Origin of the sequence: Staphylococcus sp. MB377 (assembly GCF_001922505.1) — a bacterium.
GTDB lineage: Bacteria > Bacillota > Bacilli > Staphylococcales > Staphylococcaceae > Staphylococcus > Staphylococcus haemolyticus.
The window spans coordinates 14074-33336 of the sequence record NZ_MAON01000008.1; the positions used below are offsets into that span (position 1 = coordinate 14074).

Below are 19263 nucleotides of genomic sequence, written 5' to 3' on the forward strand. Positions count from 1 at the left end.
TTGCTTTATTTAGATCATCTTACTCTTTTGGAATTTTAGATGATAATAATAAAATACGCTTTAATTCACTAATAGGCAATAGTAAATTTAAATAAAATCTCACAAATAATGAAAAAATCCACTAAATTGTTTGACAATTTAGTGGTTAAGTTAATCTTTTATCTGTTATCTATTTTTTCTGGATATAAATCATGATTCATTAATCGGTGTTCAGCCATCTTCTCATATTTAGAATTTGGGCGTCCATAATTAGTGTATGGATCTATTGAAATACCGCCTCGTGGAGTGAATTTGCCCCAAACTTCAATATAATGTGGGTCCATTAAGTCAATTAAGTCATTCATAATGATATTCATACAATCCTCATGGAAATCCCCATGATTTCTAAAGCTAAATAAGTACAATTTCAATGACTTAGATTCTACCATTTTAATATTTGGAATGTACGAAATATAAATCGTTGCGAAATCTGGTTGACCTGTAATTGGGCAAAGAGATGTAAATTCAGGACAATTGAATTTTACGAAGTAATCGCGTCCTTGATGTTTATTATCAAATGTTTCCAAAACTTCTGGTGTATAGTCAAATTCATATTTATTATTTTGATTACCTAATAAAGTAATATCTTGTAGTTCTTCTTTTTGACGTCCTTGAGTCAATTGAATCACTCCTTAGTGTTAGATCGTTATTTTGTTATAGCGGTTTGTCGTCGTGCCTTTTCGAACATATAATAGCTTGCACCAATAATAATGACATAACCGATAAGGGCATAGAAATCAGGTGTTTCACCGAATAATATAAATCCGAATATAGCCGTAAAAATGATTGAAGCATACGTAAAGATAGAAATATCTTTTGCAGGTGCAAAACTATAGGCTAGTGTAATACCGATTTGGCCAACTGCAGCAGAAAGACCTGCCCCTAAAAGATAAATTATTTGTATTGTCGTCATTGGCTCATAAGTTGCGATTGAAAACGGTATTAAAACGACAACTGAAAATAATGAAAAATAAAAAACAATAGTATATGGTGCTTCTCTGTTACTTAATGCACGAACACATGTGTACGCAGAGGCAGCAAAGATACCTGAAAATAATCCAGCTAAAGAAGTAATCATTGTTGAAGAAAACTCTGGTTTAACGATAAATAACATACCTAAGATTGCTACAATCATAGCAATGATTTGATATTTTCGAACTTTCTCATTAAGAAAAATTAAACTGAGTAGTATCGTCCAAAAAGGATTAAGTTTCATCAGTGTATCCGCATCGCTTAATACCATATGATCTATAGCGTATATATTTAATAAGACACCTATAAGGCCTAGTGTAGATCGAGAAATTAAAAGGGGTTGGCTACTTAATTTCCCAAACATAGGTTGTTTATATTTAAATATGAAGAATAATGGTATGAACATTGCAACAAAATTTCGAGCTAGGGATTTTTGAAATACAGGTAAATCTCCGGCGAGTCTAAAAAAGACTGACATAAAACTAAAACCGACAGCTGAAATTAAAATTGCAATAATACCTTTAACTTTTGGATTCAAGGTTAATCGCCTCATTTGTAATAAATTACCGTATATATAGTAGCATAATTCAAATGCTAATGCATGAATACTTGAAAATAATACCAAGATGTATTATTATTTAAATACGAACAAATGTTCTACTTATGTTAAAAACACGTTAAATACTATTTTTTTACAAATGTTATATTCGTGTTTTTGGAGCAAAATATAATTAACATTTGAATAATTGCGCAAAATATATTGATAATTTAAATGATTGGACTTCAAGAATGCCGACAATTCAATAGTTTATTTAGATGCTAAAAATGCAACTAAAACACATCAAATATTCAAAAATAATTATTTGCGTCAATATAAGTTGGTCTGATGCACATTCAGACGTTTTTCCGAACTTTTGTCACGAAATAGTTACTTTTAATTAAGAGAGCAATTCTGTATAATGAAACACAGAATATAGTACTAAAACATGAAATGAACCACAACATGTTGTGGTTGTATAAAAAGTTTGTGTTATACAAATTATTCATTTTAAAGGCAATTTCACACTGATTTTAAGTTGAAATTCCTAATTTAATACTATTAATACGAACGAGCATATAGATGAAATAGTCTTGAAATTTTAGTCTAAATACTACATGTAGTGGCTAGAAATGAAAGTCACTTCTTTTAGTATATTAATCATCAGCTAGTTAACATCCAATTAAATGTCTAAAATATGTCGTATTTATTGTCTAACAAGTTTTCTTATCTATTAAGAGAACTTCTAAGAGAACTTCTTTTTAATTAATATTATGGATTGACGAAAGAAGGCGTTCCAATGAAAGTAGTTTATTTTTCTTTTTCAGGTAATGTAAGAAGATTTATTAAACGAAGTGAAATTTCAGATGTAATGGAAATTACTAAGGATAATTGTACAGATCCATTTGAAGAACCTTATATTTTAGTTACGGGAACAATTGGATTTGGTGAAGTGCCTAAAGAAGTACAATCGTTTTTAGAAGTTAATCATCATAATTTACGCGCTGTCGTGGCAAGTGGTAACCGTAACTGGGGACAAAACTTTGCGAAAGCGGGTAGAACAATTTCCGAAAAATACCATGTACCTTTATTAATGAAATTTGAAGTACAAGGTTCTAATAAAGATGTTATTGAATTTAAAAATAAGGTGGGGCATTTCAATGAAAATTATGAACGAGAAAAAGTACAATCATATTGAACTAAATAATGAAGTTACGAAACGTAAAGAAAATGGTTTCTTTACCTTGGAGAAAGATCAAGAAGCATTAGCGGTTTATCTAGAAGAAATCCATGATAAAACAATTTATTTTGACAGTGAGATTGAACGTTTACACTATCTAGTAGATAATAATTTTTATTTTAATGTCTTCGACAAATATAGCGAAGAAGATTTAGTTGAAATCACTGAATTCGCAAAATCTATCAACTTTGAATTTGCAAGCTATATGTCTGCTAGTAAGTTTTATAAAGATTATGCGCTAAAAACTAATGATAAATCACAATATCTAGAGGATTATAATCAACATGTCGCAATCGTTGCACTATATTTAGCGGATGGTAATAAGCAGCAAGCGAAACAATTTATCTTAGCAATGGTTGAGCAACGTTATCAACCTGCAACACCAACTTTCTTGAATGCTGGTCGCGCACGTCGTGGTGAATTAGTATCATGTTTCCTATTAGAGGTAGATGATAGCTTGAACTCTATCAATTTCATTGATTCTACTGCCAAGCAATTAAGTAAAATTGGTGGTGGTGTAGCAATAAATCTTTCTAAATTACGTGCTCGTGGTGAAGCCATCAAAGGTATTAAAGGTGTAGCCAAAGGGGTGTTACCAGTTGCCAAAGCATTAGAAGGCGGATTTAGCTATGCTGATCAACTTGGCCAACGTCCAGGTGCAGGTGCAGTATATTTAAATATCTTCCATTATGATGTAGAAGAGTTCTTAGACACTAAAAAGGTAAATGCTGATGAAGACTTACGTTTATCAACAATTTCTACTGGTCTTATAGTGCCGTCTAAATTCTTTGATTTGGCAAAAGAGGGCAAAGATTTCTATATGTTTGCGCCACATACGGTTAAACAAGAATATGGTGTAACACTCGATGATATTGATTTAGAAAAATACTATGATGACATGGTTGCAAACCCTAATATCGTTAAGAAGAAAAAAGACGCAAGAGAAATGTTGAATATGATTGCCCAAACACAATTACAATCAGGTTACCCATACTTAATGTTTAAAGATAATGCTAACAAAGTACATGCCAATTCAAATATTGGTCAAATTAAAATGAGTAATTTATGTACAGAAATCTTCCAATTACAAGAGACATCAGTGATTAATGATTATGGTATCGAAGATGAAATTAAACGTGACATATCTTGTAACTTAGGTTCTTTAAACATTGTAAATGTGATGGAAACAGGTAAAATTAAAGATTCTGTTCACACAGGTATGGATGCATTAACAGTAGTTAGTGATGAAGCAAATATTCAAAACGCACCAGGCGTGAGAAAAGCTAACAGTGAGTTACACTCTGTCGGTCTAGGCGTAATGAACTTACACGGCTATTTAGCTAAAAATAAAATAGGATATGAATCAGAGGAAGCTAAAGACTTTGCAAATACTTTCTTCATGATGATGAACTATTATTCAATAGAACGTTCAATGGAAATTGCGAAAGAACGTGGTGAAGTATATCAAGACTTTGATCAATCAGATTATGCCAGTGGTAAATACTTTGAGTTTTATACTTCTCAAGAATTTGAACCTAAATTTGAGAAAGTGAAACGACTATTTGATCACATCGATATTCCAACTGCTAAAGATTGGAAAGCATTACAAGAACAAGTTCAACAGCATGGTTTATATCATGCATATAGACTTGCAATTGCACCTACACAAAGTATTTCATATGTACAAAATGCAACAAGTTCAGTTATGCCAATTGTTGATCAAATTGAACGTCGTACTTATGGTAATGCTGAAACATTTTATCCAATGCCATTCTTGTCTCCTGAAACAATGTGGTATTATAAATCAGCATTCAATACTGACCAAATGAAATTAATAGATTTAATCGCTACGATTCAAACACACGTGGACCAAGGTATTTCAACAATTTTATATGTGAATTCTGAAATTTCAACACGTGAATTATCAAGATTATATGTTTATGCTCACCATAAAGGGCTTAAATCGCTATATTATACTCGTAACAAATTATTGAGTGTAGAAGAATGTACAAGCTGTGCTATCTAATTTAAGAAACTTAAGATAACAAAATTTGAAAAGGAGGAAGGTTGTAGAGTCAAAACTTAAAAATGACTCTCAACTTATCCTCTAAACGAATGAGATTTGCTTTTTAGTAATTAAGGAGGATTTATAAATGAAGGCCGTCAATTGGAATACCCAAGAAGATATGACGAATATGTTTTGGCGTCAAAATATTTCTCAAATGTGGGTAGAAACAGAATTTAAAGTATCAAAAGATATTGCAAGTTGGAAGACACTAACTGAAGACGAGAAGAATACATTCAAACGTGCGTTAGCAGGATTAACAGGATTGGATACACATCAAGCGGATGATGGTATGCCGTTAATTATGTTACACACAACAGACTTACGTAAAAAAGCAGTGTATTCATTTATGGCAATGATGGAACAAATTCATGCGAAAAGTTATTCACATATATTTACAACTTTACTTCCATCTAGTGAAACAAACTATTTACTAGATACTTGGGTAATAGAAGAGCCTCATTTAAAATATAAATCTGATAAAATTATTGAAAACTATCACAAATTGTGGGGCAAAGAAGCCTCTATATATGATCAATATATTGCAAGGGTATCAAGTGTATTTTTAGAAACCTTCTTATTCTACTCTGGTTTCTATTATCCTTTGTATTTAGCTGGACAAGGTAAAATGACTACTTCTGGTGAAATCATTAGAAAGATTTTACTAGACGAATCAATCCATGGTGTGTTTACAGGATTAGATGCTCAAAGTTTACGTAACGAACTATCTGAAAATGAAAAACAAAAAGCAGATAAAGAGATGTATAAATTATTAGAAGATTTATACGCTAATGAAGTATCTTATACACATATGTTATACGATGATATCGGCTTAAGTGAAGATGTATTGAACTATGTCCAATACAATGGAAACAAAGCATTATCTAACTTAGGCTTTGAACCATACTTTGAAGAAAAAGAATTTAATCCTATCATTGAAAATGCATTAGATACTACAACTAAAAACCATGATTTCTTCTCAGTTAAAGGTGACGGATACACATTGGCATTAAATGTAGAAGCCTTACAAGACGAAGATTTCATTTTTGATAATTAATTATCAAAGACTAACATTAATAAGCCACTAGATTCAGTGTTGTTGATAACAACTACGAATTTAGTGGCTTATTTTTGTATCAAAAAGAGTACATCGTATTTGAACAAAAATAAATATTTACTTATGTATAAAAATACTATTGAAATTCACGTCTGTAATCTTTAATATTAACAACAATGATAATATTATCGGTGATAACGATTATCATTTTAATACATATAGCAAGATGAGGAGAATTATTAGTGAAGTTTTTATTTAAGGGTTATGTTTTACTTATTTTATTAGTTTGTTTAACTATAGTCTCCTTATTTGTTGGAGTGAGTCAGCTTTCTCTTTCAGATATTTTCCACTTAAGTGAAGAGCAACAAAATATTTTGTTCTCAAGTCGTATTCCACGGACGGTTAGTATCCTACTTTCAGGTAGTTCACTCGCGTTAGCAGGATTAATTATGCAACAGATGATGCAAAATAAATTTGTAAGTCCAACTACGGTAGGAACAATGGAGTGGGCCAAGTTAGGTATTTTAATTTCGCTAATCTTTTTTCCGAAAGGTCACATCCTAATCAAGTTGCTATTTTCAGTAGGATTGAGTTTAGCAGGGACATATTTATTTGTGAAGTTAATTAATTTGATTCGTGTTAAAGAAGTTATATTCGTACCATTATTAGGAATTATGATCGGTGGTATTGTATCTAGCTTTACTACTTTTATTGCGTTAAGAACCAATGCATTACAAAGTATTGGCAACTGGATGAATGGTAACTTTGCAATTATCACAAGCGGACGTTATGAAGTGCTTTATCTTGTAGTTCCATTACTCATTATCGCATTTATTTTTGCGAATCATTTTACGATTGCTGGTATGGGGAAAGACTTTAGTCATAATTTGGGTGTAAGTTATGAAAAAATTATAAACATTGCATTATTTATTACAGCAGCATTGACGGCTTTAGTTGTTGTTACTGTAGGTACTTTGCCATTTTTAGGTCTCATTGTACCTAATATTATTTCAATGTATAGAGGGGACCATCTGAAAAATGCACTTCCACATACGTTGATGTTAGGGTCAATATTTGTATTATTCGCTGATATCATCGGTAGATTAATCGTTTATCCTTATGAAATTAATATTGGATTAACGATAGGTGTATTTGGGACAGTGATATTCCTAATCTTACTAATGAAAGGTAGAAAGCATTATGCAAATTAGTTCTAACAAGAAAATCATCATATTAATTATTGCGACAATTTGCATGGCAGCATTTTACTTATTAGTAGGTTTAGACTTTGAAATTTTTCAATATCAATTTCAGAGTCGATTAAGAAAATTAATACTTATACTCATTGTTGGTGGTGCTATAGGGGCATCAGTTGTTATATTTCAAGCGATAACAACGAATCGATTATTAACACCATCAATCATGGGTCTCGACTCTGTTTATCTATTTGTAAAAGTGTTGCCAGTTTTTTTAGTCGGTACGCAAGCAGCAGTGGTTACAAATGTGTATTTAAACTTTTTTGTGACGTTAATTGCGATGGTCTTATTTTCATTATTGCTTTTTGAAGGCATGTTTAAATTAGGACATTTCTCAGTATATTTCATTTTACTTGTAGGAGTCATCTTAGGAACATTCTTCCGAAGCATTACTAGCTTTATTCAGCTAATCATGGATCCTGAGTCATTCTTAGCGGTTCAAAGTGCCATGTTTGCGAGTTTCGAAGCCTCAAACTCACGATTGGTATTAGTATCTATATGTTTATTGCTTGTCTTAATTATTATTACCGTGATAATACGTCCATATTTAGATGTACTACTACTTGGAAGAGCACAAGCAATCAATTTAGGTGTTTCTTACGAGACAATGACGCGCTTGCTACTCATATTAGTGGCACTATTAGTTTCTATTTCCACTGCTTTAGTTGGTCCTGTTACATTTTTAGGATTACTAACTGTAAATTTAGCCCATGAATTAATGAAGACATATGAACATAAATATATATTGCCAGCGACGATATTAATTAGTTGGATTAGTTTATTTATGGCGCAATGGATCGTTGAGAATTTATTTGAAGCGACAACAGAGTTTAGCTTAATCATTGATTTAATCGGTGGAAGTTACTTCATTTACTTACTTATCAAAAGGAGAAGTGCAAATTGATTGAAATTAAAAATTTAGACAAAGCTATACAGAATAAGCCAATTTTAAAAAATATTAACGTCGACATTCAAAAAGGTAGACTAACATCGCTTATAGGACCTAATGGCGCCGGTAAAAGTACTTTACTGTCTGCTGTTAGTCGTCTGTTTGAGTATGAAAAGGGAACAATTAAGATTGAAGGTAAAGCTGTCGTAGATTATAAAAATGATGATTTAGCTAAAAAATTAAGTATTTTAAAACAAACAAATCATACAGAAATGAATATAACAGTTGAGCAATTAGTTAATTTTGGTCGATTTCCATATTCAAAAGGTCGTATGAAGAAAGAAGATTATGAACAAGTTGAATATGCCCTAGACTTATTGCAACTCCAGAATATTCGTCATCGAAATATAAAAACGTTATCTGGTGGTCAAAGACAACGTGCTTATATTGCAATGACAATTGCTCAAGATACAGATTATATATTATTAGATGAACCGTTAAACAACCTAGATATGAAACATTCTGTACAGATTATGCAGACGTTACGCCGCCTCTGCAAAGACTTAAATAAAACGATTGTCATTGTTCTACACGATATAAATTTTGCTTCATGCTATTCAGATGACATCATTGCACTAAAAAATGGTGAAATTGTCAAAGCAGATACAAAAGATAACGTTATACAAGCTGAGATTTTAAAAAAATTATACGAGATGGATGTTCATATCGAAGAAATTAGAGGACAACGAATTTGTTTGTATTACGATGAAGACACTTTTGACTCACTTTTATAATTAAATAATTTAACCTGATATTTCAAAGGGGTGATGCTATTCGAAGACGTAGACAAGAGAGAAGTTCAATTGATGAGCAGCATAAAGGTTAAATATTTTTAGAGGAGTCGTACATATGAAAAAAACAGTCTTATTTTTAGTATTATCTTTAGTATTAGTTTTATCAGCTTGTAGTAATGAATCAAGTAGTAACGATTCAGGTTCTAAGAGTGATAGCAAAGATTCAAAAGAAACTGTGAAAATTAAGAATAATTTCGAAGCTTCAGGTAAAGAACGAGATGGTAGTGACGCTAAGAAAGTAAGCAACACTGTTGAAGTTCCTAAAAATCCTAAAAATGCAGTAGTCTTAGATTATGGTGCTTTAGATGTACTTAAAGAATTAGGTGTGGCTGATAAAGTAAAAGGCTTACCAAAAGGTGAAAACAACGAATCATTACCTGATTTCTTAAAAGAATTTAAAGATGATAAATATGTTAACACCGGAAATCTTAAAGAAGTTAATTTCGACAAAGTAGCTGCTGCTAAACCAGAAGTTATATTTATCTCAGGTAGAACGGCAAATCAGAAGAATTTAGATGAATTCAAAAAAGCTGCACCAGACGCTAAAATCGTTTACGTAGGTGCGGATGAGAAAAACTTAGTTAAAGACATGAAGAAAAACACTGAAAACTTAGGTAAAATTTACGACAAAGAAGATAAAGCCAAAGACATTAACGAAGACTTAGATGAAAAAATATCTGAAATGAAAGATGAAACTAAGAAGTTCAATAAAACTGTAATGTATTTATTAGTAAATGAAGGTGAATTATCAACATTTGGTCCTAAAGGTCGATTTGGTGGTTTAGTATTTGATACATTAGGCTTTAAACCAGCAGATGAGAATGTTAGCAATAGTCCACATGGTCAAAACGTAAATAATGAATATATTAGCAAGCATAATCCAGATGTTATTTTAGCAATGGACCGTGGTGAAGTTGTAGGCGGAGAATCAACTGCTAAAAAAGTGTTAAGTAATAATGTTATTAAAGACGTTAATGCAGTTAAAAATGATAAAGTATATCAATTAGATCCTAAATTATGGTACTTTGCTTCTGGTTCAACTACAACAACTATGAAACAAATTGATGAATTAGAAGAAGTAGTCGATAAATAAATTGATGGTATAAGTTTTCAATATCGCCCAGAATAGGGCGATATTTTTTTGACTAAAATTAGTGTTGAAAATTATTTTATAATAAAGTAATATAATTTAAGTGATATTGATAATTGTTATCACTTAATATTGCAACTAGAGAATGTTGCAACGATGAAGAAAATAATTTTGTTTTTAATATTAAGTCTTACTTTAGTCTTAACAGCGTGTGGTAAAAGCTCTGACGGTAACAATGATACTTCGAAGAGGAATGACATTAAAGACATAGTTCAAATTGAAAATAATTATAAGACAAGAGGCGAGAAAAAGATAAAAGTGATGCCAAAGAAATTAAAGAAACTGTTGATGTGCCGAAGAATCCAAAACGTGCAATTGCCTTTGATTATGGTGCCGTTGATGTATTAAAAGCGTTTGGCGTTCAATACCGCATTATTGGATTACCTAAAGGCGAGAAAAATGCTGCGTTACCTGAATTTCCTTCAGAATTCAAAGATGATAAATACATCAATACTGGTAATTTAATACAAATTAATTTTAATAAAATAGCTAAATCTAAACCAGAGGTCATTTATATTTCTGGAAGAACAGCAACAGTGAAGAATATAGATGAACTTAAAAAAGCTGCACCAGACGCTAAAATCGTTTATGTTGGTGCCAGTGAGAAAAATTATATAAATGATATGAAATCTGTAACAACTAAATTAGGAAAAATTTATGGTAAAGAAGATAAAGCTAAATCATTAATTGAAGAGTTGAATGAAAAATAGCGGATACAAAAACGAAAGTTGAAAAATTAGATAAGAAAATAATGTATCTTTTAGTTAATGAAGGTAAATTATCTACATTTGGACCAGGTGGTAGATTTGGAGATTTAATCTAGGATACATTAGGATTTAAACCTACAGATGAGCATGTCAAAGCAAGTCCACATGGCCAAAATATTAATAATGAGTATATTACAAGTAAAAATCCTGATATTATCTTAGCAATGGATAGAGGACAAGTTGTAAGTGGCAAATCAAGTGCAAAACAAACGTTATCTAATGATGTAATTAAAGATGTAAATGCAGTTAAAAATGGTAATGTTTATGAATTAGATCCTAAACTATGGTACTTTAGCGCTGGTTCAACTTCGACAATAATCAAACAAATTGATGAATTAAATCAAATCTTGAAAAAATTAAAATAATAAAAACTCAAAGTATAAAGGCTTAGTAACAATTGAAAGATTGTTACTAAGCCTTTATTATAATTCAAAATATAAATGATAGTGGAATTTACAACGACTATTAAAATGTGCTTGGCATTTAGGACATAGCTCTGTCATCATATAATCTTGAATAGACATTTCATGTTTACATACACCACACATAATTGCCTTTTCATCAAATTCTTGTTCTGACCATCTTTTGATAGGATGTGTTTCGTGTTCTTCGTGACATTGATAACACGGATAATATTTATTGCAGCATTTGAATTTTATTGCTATAACATCTAAAAAAGTATGGTAATGTGTGCATCGTGTTTCATTGTCTACAAGTGAGCCATAAACCTTTGGCATCATTCATCGTCTCCCATCAACATATATAGTTGCTATTCTTCAGGATGCTCTCCAATAATTCGAACTTCACGATGAAGTTCGACATCGAATTTTTCTTTCACTACTTTTTGTACGTGATGAATTAAATCTTCATAATCAGTAGCTGTTCCATTATCTACATTAACCATGAATCCTGCATGTTTTTTAGAAACTTCTACGCCACCAACGCGATAACCTTGTAAATCTGAATCTTGTATTAATTTTCCTGCAAAATGACCCGGTGGTCTTTGGAACACACTACCACATGATGGGTATTCTAGTGGTTGTTTAGACTCACGACGTTCAGTTAAGTCATCCATCTTCGCTTGAATTTCGTCTAATTTTCCTGGTTCAAGTGTAAAAGCAGCTTCAAGTACAACTAAATGTTGCTTTTGTACAATACTATTTCTGTAATCTAATTCTAATTCTTTATTAGTAAATTGAATTAAATCACCTTCTTCATTAACACAAAGCGCGTAGTCGATACAATCTTTGATTTCACCACCATATGCGCCAGCATTCATGTAAACAGCTCCTCCGACAGAACCTGGAATGCCACAAGCAAATTCTAAACCTGTTAACACATGGTCTCTAGCAGCACGTGAAACATCTATAATTGCAGCACCGCTTCCAGCAATAATAGCATCATCAGAAACATTAATATGCTTTAATGATAATAAGCTAATAACAATACCACGAATGCCACCTTCACGAATAATAATGTTTGACCCATTTCCGAGGTATGTGACCGGGATATCTTTTTCTTTAGCGTATCTTACAATAGCTTGTACATCCTCATTTTTAGTGGGAGATAAATAAAAGTCTGCATTTCCACCTGTCTCGGTGTATGTATATCGTTTTAAAGGTTCATTTACTTTAATAATATCTTCAGGTATTAAGGATTTTAAATCTTGTAAGATGTCTTCTTGCTTTAACATAAGTACATCCTTTCTTCTCTTCTATAATCTAATTTTTATTATAGCAATTTTATAGATGATTTGCGAAAACGACAACAGAATTCAAAGTTTTACAACTTTTGAAATATATCTTCAAAGTATTTCTGTTTTTGATTTTCGTATGGCCTTATATAATTAACATGTTGGATAATAGAAGTCTTTTTTTCTGAAAAGTGACGTGCTATATCTGATTGTGTTGCAAGTACTTTGTCTACTTCAATATACTGTTCGAATAAGGGTGTGTCCATTTGAATAATGTGTAGGCGAATGGTTTGTCTCAAATCAATCATATTATTGAATTTAGCCATCATAACTTTCTTCTTATAGGGGTGATGGAGACGATAAAAGCCTAAATAATTTAATCGTTTCTCATCTAGAGCTGTGATATCATGTAAATTATTTACACCAACTAAAACATCTAAAATGGGCTCAGTTGCATAATTAAAATGACTTGTGCCTCCAATATGTTGCGTGAACTTTACAGGAGAATCTAGTAAGTTGAATAATGATGTTTTAGTCTTTTGATATAATGTGTCATATTCAGATTGAGTGTCGCCATGAATAAAAGGTTGAACGGTTGAGTACATTCGTATCTCCTTTAAATTATAAGTTTTGACAAATTCTGAAATACTATAACACAAATCATTTTCAATATAAATAGCTTTAGGTATAATACGTGTTGATAGGAGTGCATTTATGAAGAAATTAGCAATACTTTCTATAATGTTGATATGTGGCATATTGCTCTCATCGTGTGGCAATCAAAGTAGCGCGGACTTAAAGGATTTTCAAACACAACTTAATAAGGTTGAAGATGAGAAGAAAGATCTTAAAACTGTAATGGACAAGATTCACTTGAAACAATTGGATCAATTGAGCAAGACGGACACCACTGATAAGAATAAAAGAGAGTTTGAAGCACTACAAAAAGATATTAACAAACACTTAATTCCTCAATTTAAAAAATATGAAAAGTCAGCTAAACAATTACCAGCTGAACATCAAGATGTTAAAGACTTAAAGAACAAGTACTTAGAAAATGTAAAACAGGAAAAACAATCTATATATGATATTAAAACCTTTGTAGATTTATGTAATAAGTCAATTAAGGCGAATGAAGATATCTTGGATTATACAAAGTTATTTGAAAGTAATCGCTCACAAGTAGAAACGCAAATTAAAAAGGCAACTAATCAAGAAGATGCCAATCAGTTAACATCTAAAATTGAAAGTAACAATCAAAATCTTAAAGAAGCTGCACAAAAATACTTAGAAAGTGATGATACTAATTCTAAGAAAGCAATTGACGAACATATTAAACCGTTAATTGAGAAGCAAATTACAGAATTAAACCAAACCAATATTACTGACCCAAAAGTCAACAGTGCTCGCAAAAATGCGATTGAAATGTATTATAATTTATTGAATTACTATGACACGCGAGAAACTACCATTGAAATAGATAAAAAACTTTCTAAAATTGATGTAGAAAAGTTACCGAAAACGGGTAAAGAATTAAGTGAGGATAAAAGTGGTTTTTCCGAAGATTTGAAAAAGTTAAAAAAGCAATAGATAGACATAGTTGATAAAATTAAAATTTCTGGTTAACAATGGACTTTGAAATGTGTATAATTGAACCCATTGAGTAGTTTATAAAGATTATAAAGAGCAACATGGGCACAAATAATTTTAGAGGTGAATAGAATGGCTATAAAGCTAAGTTCGATTGACCAGTTTGAGCAAGTACTTAAAGATAATAAATATGTATTTGTATTTAAACATAGTGATACTTGTCCAATCTCAGCAGATGCATACGATCAATTTAATAAATTTTTATATGAAAGAGATATGGATGGCTATTACTTAGTCGTTCAAGAAGAAAGAAAACTTTCTAACTATATCGCTGAAAAGACAAATGTGAAACATGAATCGCCACAAGCATTCTATTTTATTGATGGTGAAGCAACTTGGAATGCTAGTCACAGTGATATTAATGTATCTTCATTAGCTCAAGCTGAAGAATAACAACTATCAACAATTAAAAATAGTAAACGTGTTTAGGTTAAAAATAATAGTTTAGACTGCATTATAAAGTGCAGTAGCTGACAAATCTGAGAGACTGGCCACACAATGGCTTCTCAGCTCTAGTCATCCATGCAGGAGTGGGCAATGAATTCTAGATGAATTCCGTATCACTCCTGTTTTTATTTATCTATTTGCAACAGCTATTATTATGAAAAGTAGAGACAACCCATGTATAATGTGAAAGTGAAGTCGAATGTATAACATCTAAATCAATATATAAATAAAGAAAATGGCATGAGGTGATTAACAGATGAAAATATTAGTAGCAATGGATGAATTTAACGGTATAATCTCAAGTTATCAAGCGAATCGCTTCGTTGAAGAAGCGGTAGCCAGTCAAATTGAAGATGCTGATATTGTACAAGTGCCATTATTTAATGGGCGTCATGAACTAATGGATTCGGTGTTCTTATGGCAATCAGGTACGAAATATAGAGTAAATGTGCATGATGCGGATATGAAGGAAGTTGAAACAGTTTATGGTCAAACTGAACAAGGATTAACTATAATTGAGGGGAATTTATTTATAAAAGGACAAAAACCGGTTGAACAACGTTCAAGTTACGGTTTAGGAGAAGTAATTATAGATGCACTGAATAATGGAGCCGATAACATTGTTATTTCACTTGGTGGCATCGATAGTTTCGATGGTGGTATTGGGATGATGCAAGCTTTAGGTGTTCAATTCTATAATGATGAAGGAGAACTTCTAGATGCACGTGAAGGTGCTCAAGTGATTAAATTTATTCGTCGAATAGATTTTTCTGCAATACCTCAAAATTTCAAAGATGCCCATATTAAATTGATGTCTGATTTTTCTAGTAAATTATATGGTAAGCATAGTGAAATTATGAAGACTTATGAAACACATCAAATGACACGAGAAAAAGCGGCAGAAATAGATAATTTAATTTGGTACTTCAGTGAGCTTGTTAAAAATGAAATGAAAATTGCTATGGGTCCTATCGAAAGAGGTGGCGCTGGTGGTGGTATTGCAGCATTATTAAATGGATTGTACGATGCTGAAATATTAACAAGTCATGAATTGGTTAACCAAATAACACATTTAGATGATTTAGTTTCTCAGGCGGATTTAATCATCTTTGGTGAAGGTGTTAAAGAAGAGGATCGCTTACTTGAAACAACGACTTTAACGATTGCAGAATTAGCGCAAAAACATAATAAACCTGCTATTGCTATTTGTGCGACTGATGACAAATTTGATGTCTTTGATCAGTACCATGTTACAGCAATGTTTAATACTTTCGTAGAGATGCCAGAAAGATACACAGACTTTAAAATGGGTATACAAATTCGACACTTTACTGTTCAAGCACTTAGATTATTAAAAACGACATTAAATAATGTATAAATGAATAACTAACAAAAGGCAAACCGCAATTACCTATATAAGCATGGTAATTACGATTTGCCTTATTCATTATGTTTATTTATGGTGATGTGTGACTTCTTGAGCAATACCAATGATGACTTGCACTGCTTTCTCCATTACATCGATTGACGCATATTCAAAAGGTCCATGGAAATTACCGCAACCTGTAAATATATTAGGAGTTGGTAAGCCTTTAAATGATAATTGTGAACCATCAGTTCCACCACGAATAGGTGCAGTGTTTGGTTCTATACTTAAATCATTGAACACTTTTTTAGGAATATCAATAATATATGGATGTGGTTCAATCTTTTCAGCCATATTATAATATTGATCTTCTATATCTACTTTCACTGGGAAATCTTCATAATGGACATTAATATCGTCACGAATTTCTAATAATTTTTTCTTACGTAATTCGAATGATTCTCTATCATGATCACGAATGATATAATGTAATGTTGTTTTTTCAACATTACCTTCGAATTTCATCAAATGATAAAATCCCTCATAGTCTTCCGTACGTTCAGGAACTTCGCCAGCGGGTAGTAGACTATGAAATTGATGGCCTAATGAGATAGCATTGACCATGATGTTTTTAGCAGATCCTGGATGGACATTCACACCATGTGTAGTTATCTTAGCCTCAGCGGCATTAAAACTTTCAAATTGTAATTCTCCAAATTCACTGCCGTCCATTGTATAAGCGAAATCTGCATTGAAACGTTCCACATCGAATTTATGAGGACCTCGTCCAATTTCTTCGTCTGGCGTGAATGCGATACGGATTCGACCATGCTTGATTTCTGGGTGTTCTATTAAATATTTTACTGCTTCCATGATTTCGACAACTCCAGCTTTATCATCTGCACCTAACAGTGATGTGCCGTCAGTAATCATTAGCGTATGACCTACAAGTTTTTTTAATTCTGGAAAAGTTTCTTGACTCAATACTCGACCAGTATCACCTAATTTAATTGTTTTACCATCATATTGTTCTACAATTTGCGGATTCACATTGCTGGCATTAAAATCTGGTGATGTATCAACATGTGCCAGGAACCCAACGGTAGGGACGTCGAAAGATACATTGCTTTCTAACGTCGCAAATAAATATCCATTGTCGTCGAGATCCGTTTCTAAGCCAAAACCTTCAAGTTCTTGTTGTAATAAACGCAATAAATCCCATTGCTTCTCAGTTGAAGGTGTAGTTGAAGATTCCGGATTAGATTGTGTATCAATTTTTACGTAACGTGATAATCTATCTATAAGCTGTGCTTTCATAGCAAGACATCCCCTTAGACTCTATTATTCATATTATAAGATTTTCTATATGTTTTACCTTTAATTTTATCATAATACTGCTTTATACGTGTGTAAATATAGTAGAGGATTTCTGCTACTAAAATGCCGAATGCGATTGAACCAGAAATAAGTGTAACTTCTAAGAAAGTATTCACTGCTTGCGTATAATCATTTGAGACTAGATAACGTGTTGCTTCATATGCAGTTCCACCTGGAACAAGTGGAATAATTCCGGGCACTATAAAAATGATAACAGGGTGCTTATAACGACGACTCATAACATGGCTAAGTAACCCGAGTATTAAACTTCCTAGAAATGAGGCACCTACTTTTCCTAAATCCATATCTACAGTGAATTGATAAATTGTCCATGCTACAGCACCTACAAAACCACATGCTGCGAGTAGTCGCTTCGGTGCATTGAAAATAATTGAGAAGAGTACTGTAGAAATGAAACTAATAGTAAAATGGAATAAATAAAATAACATTTATAAACAGCCTTTCTTAAATAATTAGTAAAACGATGGCTACACCAGCACCGATGGCGAATGAAGTTAATGCAGCTTCCACGCCTCTAGACATTCCAGCTAATAATTCACCAGCCATTAAATCTCGAATTGCATTACAGATTAATATACCAGGTACAAGTGGCATTACACTTGAAATGGTAATGATATTTTGATTCGTGGCAATACCAAGTTTGGTAAATGTGGCTGCAATAGTGATGACGACAGCGGAAGCAACGAATTCTGAGAAGAATTTAATTTTAATAAAACGCTGTACTAAACTAAAAGTAAGAAAAGCAGCTCCACCAGCTATAACAGCAATCCAGCAGTCAGATGCTACACCGCCAAACATGAATAAAAAGAATCCGCAGGCAATTGCAGCAGCAAAAAAGTTTAGTAAAAATGAATATTGCAATGATGCTCGGCGCAAATGAATTAATTCAGATTTTACTTCATCAATGGTTAATTCATTTCTGGAAATTTTTCTAGATAAACTATTAGTGAGTGCGATTTTTTCTAAATCTGTAGTACGTTCACGGATTCTAATAAGTCGTGTATTTGTTCGATCATTGAGTGAAAAGATAATGGCTGTTGATGTTACAAAGCTATATGTATCATGTAAACCATAACTATGAGCTATACGATTCATCGTATCTTCAACACGATAAGTTTCCGCGCCAGCTTCTAGAAGAATTCTACCAGCTATTAAAACTACATCAATCACTTTATTTTCATCGATAATAGTGATTGAATCTGACATAAACGGCACCTCCGTAACATTAGATAATTGAATTTATTTCAATAGACAATTTGAAGTGTACAACTTGCACACGTAACTTGCAATAGTACGTTTAGTATTCATACCACATCTAGGCCGTTGCTAACATGAAATTAAGTATAATTACATATAAAAAGTGGCTCTACGTCAAATCGGACTGATGAGTCCAAATATTGAGATTAAGCAACCTTAGGTTGTTTAATCTCTTTCTTTGTTGTTGAGGCAAATAGTCGCGAAGTTATAATAATTCGATTACGCAAATTATCATAATTTCTATAACCAAAAGATACCCTTTTAATGAGTTTGATTTTATTATTAATTCCTTCTAACGGACCGTTGGTCAGGTTAGAATATGTCATAGTATTTTCAATGAAAGCTGCTAATCGTCTTAAAGTTCTAATGACTGGGCGTAATTTAGTACACACATCTGAAAGATGAATAGAAAAGAGTTTATGATTAAATTTCTCTATTTGATTTTCTTTTAATAATCTTCTTAGCTCATGAACGTAGTGATATGTATTAAATAATTCTATATCTACACCTAATAAGTAATTTATAATGCCTTTTTCGGTTTTCCACTCTTTAAATAAATGGACTTTATGATAATTAAATGCTTCTAGCGTTTCAAAAGGTTTAAGAAATAGTTTCCAATATCGTT

At 32.0% G+C, this 19263-nt stretch carries 19 protein-coding genes and 1 pseudogene; 11 read left to right on the forward strand and 9 right to left on the reverse strand.

The annotated features are described in order from the left end of the window. Positions 1–158 precede the first annotated feature (158 nt). Together queF and BB045_RS01735 are read right to left on the reverse strand one after the other, a co-directional pair. Positions 159–659, reverse strand: a complete 501-nt coding sequence (gene queF / locus BB045_RS01730) for a preQ(1) synthase (protein WP_011276427.1) — start codon at positions 657–659, stop codon at positions 159–161. Positions 660–685: 26 nt separating this feature from the next. Beyond that, on the reverse strand, positions 686–1549 hold the full coding sequence (locus BB045_RS01735; protein ID WP_070441799.1) for a DMT family transporter: 864 nt from the start codon (positions 1547–1549) through the stop codon (positions 686–688). A 799-nt stretch (positions 1550–2348) separates the two neighbouring features. Between BB045_RS01735 and nrdI the strand changes: the two genes are divergently transcribed. The 8 genes and pseudogenes from nrdI (at position 2349) to BB045_RS11810 (ending at position 11192) form a co-directional block, all read left to right on the forward strand. Continuing rightward, positions 2349–2747 (forward strand): class Ib ribonucleoside-diphosphate reductase assembly flavoprotein NrdI, encoded by a 399-nt coding sequence (nrdI, locus tag BB045_RS01740; RefSeq protein WP_070441796.1) that lies wholly within the window; start codon positions 2349–2351, stop codon positions 2745–2747. Beyond that, a complete protein-coding gene (gene nrdE, locus BB045_RS01745) occupies positions 2710–4815 on the forward strand; it encodes a class 1b ribonucleoside-diphosphate reductase subunit alpha (protein WP_070581418.1) in 2106 nt (701 codons plus the stop codon). The genes nrdI and nrdE overlap by 38 nt, the downstream gene beginning before the upstream one ends. 127 nt (positions 4816–4942) lie before the next feature. Continuing rightward, positions 4943–5911, forward strand: coding sequence for a class 1b ribonucleoside-diphosphate reductase subunit beta (gene nrdF / locus BB045_RS01750; protein ID WP_011276423.1), 969 nt, complete (start codon positions 4943–4945; stop codon positions 5909–5911). Between the two features lie 242 nt (positions 5912–6153). Continuing rightward, positions 6154–7122: an ABC transporter permease gene (locus tag BB045_RS01755; protein ID WP_037548531.1), complete on the forward strand. Its 969-nt coding sequence runs from the start codon at positions 6154–6156 to the stop codon at positions 7120–7122. After that, positions 7112–8071, forward strand: a complete 960-nt coding sequence (locus BB045_RS01760) for an iron chelate uptake ABC transporter family permease subunit (RefSeq protein WP_070581417.1) — start codon at positions 7112–7114, stop codon at positions 8069–8071. The genes BB045_RS01755 and BB045_RS01760 overlap by 11 nt, the downstream gene beginning before the upstream one ends. Beyond that, complete coding sequence (locus BB045_RS01765) at positions 8068–8850, forward strand: iron ABC transporter ATP-binding protein (protein WP_070581416.1); 783 nt, start codon at positions 8068–8070, stop codon at positions 8848–8850. Before BB045_RS01760 ends, BB045_RS01765 begins: the two co-directional genes overlap by 4 nt. A 115-nt stretch (positions 8851–8965) precedes the next feature. Beyond that, positions 8966–10003 (forward strand): ferrated catecholamine ABC transporter substrate-binding lipoprotein SstD, encoded by a 1038-nt coding sequence (locus BB045_RS01770; protein ID WP_070441785.1) that lies wholly within the window; start codon positions 8966–8968, stop codon positions 10001–10003. A gap of 153 nt (positions 10004–10156) precedes the next feature. Continuing rightward, positions 10157–11192, forward strand: a pseudogene (locus BB045_RS11810) (ferrated catecholamine ABC transporter substrate-binding lipoprotein SstD). Between the two features lie 57 nt (positions 11193–11249). Here the strand turns inward: BB045_RS11810 and BB045_RS01785 are convergent. From BB045_RS01785 to BB045_RS01795, 3 genes are all read right to left on the reverse strand, one after another. After that, positions 11250–11564 (reverse strand): CHY zinc finger protein, encoded by a 315-nt coding sequence (locus tag BB045_RS01785; protein WP_029376644.1) that lies wholly within the window; start codon positions 11562–11564, stop codon positions 11250–11252. Between the two features lie 32 nt (positions 11565–11596). Beyond that, positions 11597–12520, reverse strand: coding sequence for a UDP-N-acetylmuramate dehydrogenase (gene murB, locus BB045_RS01790; protein WP_037536374.1), 924 nt, complete (start codon positions 12518–12520; stop codon positions 11597–11599). An 89-nt stretch (positions 12521–12609) separates the two neighbouring features. After that, positions 12610–13125, reverse strand: coding sequence for a GrpB family protein (locus BB045_RS01795; RefSeq protein ID WP_070581455.1), 516 nt, complete (start codon positions 13123–13125; stop codon positions 12610–12612). 109 nt (positions 13126–13234) lie between these two features. Here BB045_RS01795 and BB045_RS01800 point away from each other — a divergent pair, with 109 nt between their 5' ends. The 3 genes from BB045_RS01800 (at position 13235) to BB045_RS01810 (ending at position 15995) form a co-directional block, all read left to right on the forward strand. Continuing rightward, entirely contained in the window at positions 13235–14110 is an 876-nt protein-coding gene (locus tag BB045_RS01800; RefSeq protein WP_070581415.1) for an EMYY motif lipoprotein, read from the forward strand. Positions 14111–14242: 132 nt separating this feature from the next. Then, complete coding sequence (gene ytxJ / locus BB045_RS01805; protein ID WP_070581414.1) at positions 14243–14563, forward strand: bacillithiol system redox-active protein YtxJ; 321 nt, start codon at positions 14243–14245, stop codon at positions 14561–14563. Between the two features lie 310 nt (positions 14564–14873). Then, entirely contained in the window at positions 14874–15995 is a 1122-nt protein-coding gene (locus BB045_RS01810) for a glycerate kinase (protein WP_070581413.1), read from the forward strand. 75 nt (positions 15996–16070) lie between these two features. Here the strand turns inward: BB045_RS01810 and pepT are convergent, their stop codons facing one another. The 4 genes from pepT to BB045_RS01830 form a co-directional block, all read right to left on the reverse strand. Beyond that, positions 16071–17300, reverse strand: coding sequence for a peptidase T (gene pepT / locus BB045_RS01815; RefSeq protein ID WP_070581412.1), 1230 nt, complete (start codon positions 17298–17300; stop codon positions 16071–16073). A gap of 14 nt (positions 17301–17314) precedes the next feature. Beyond that, positions 17315–17809 (reverse strand): threonine/serine exporter family protein, encoded by a 495-nt coding sequence (locus BB045_RS01820; protein ID WP_037548592.1) that lies wholly within the window; start codon positions 17807–17809, stop codon positions 17315–17317. 16 nt (positions 17810–17825) lie between these two features. After that, a complete protein-coding gene (locus BB045_RS01825; RefSeq protein ID WP_070581411.1) occupies positions 17826–18587 on the reverse strand; it encodes a threonine/serine exporter family protein in 762 nt (253 codons plus the stop codon). A gap of 197 nt (positions 18588–18784) precedes the next feature. Then, a partial coding sequence (locus BB045_RS01830) for a transposase (RefSeq protein WP_142236917.1) occupies positions 18785–19263 on the reverse strand: 479 nt, incomplete at its 5' end.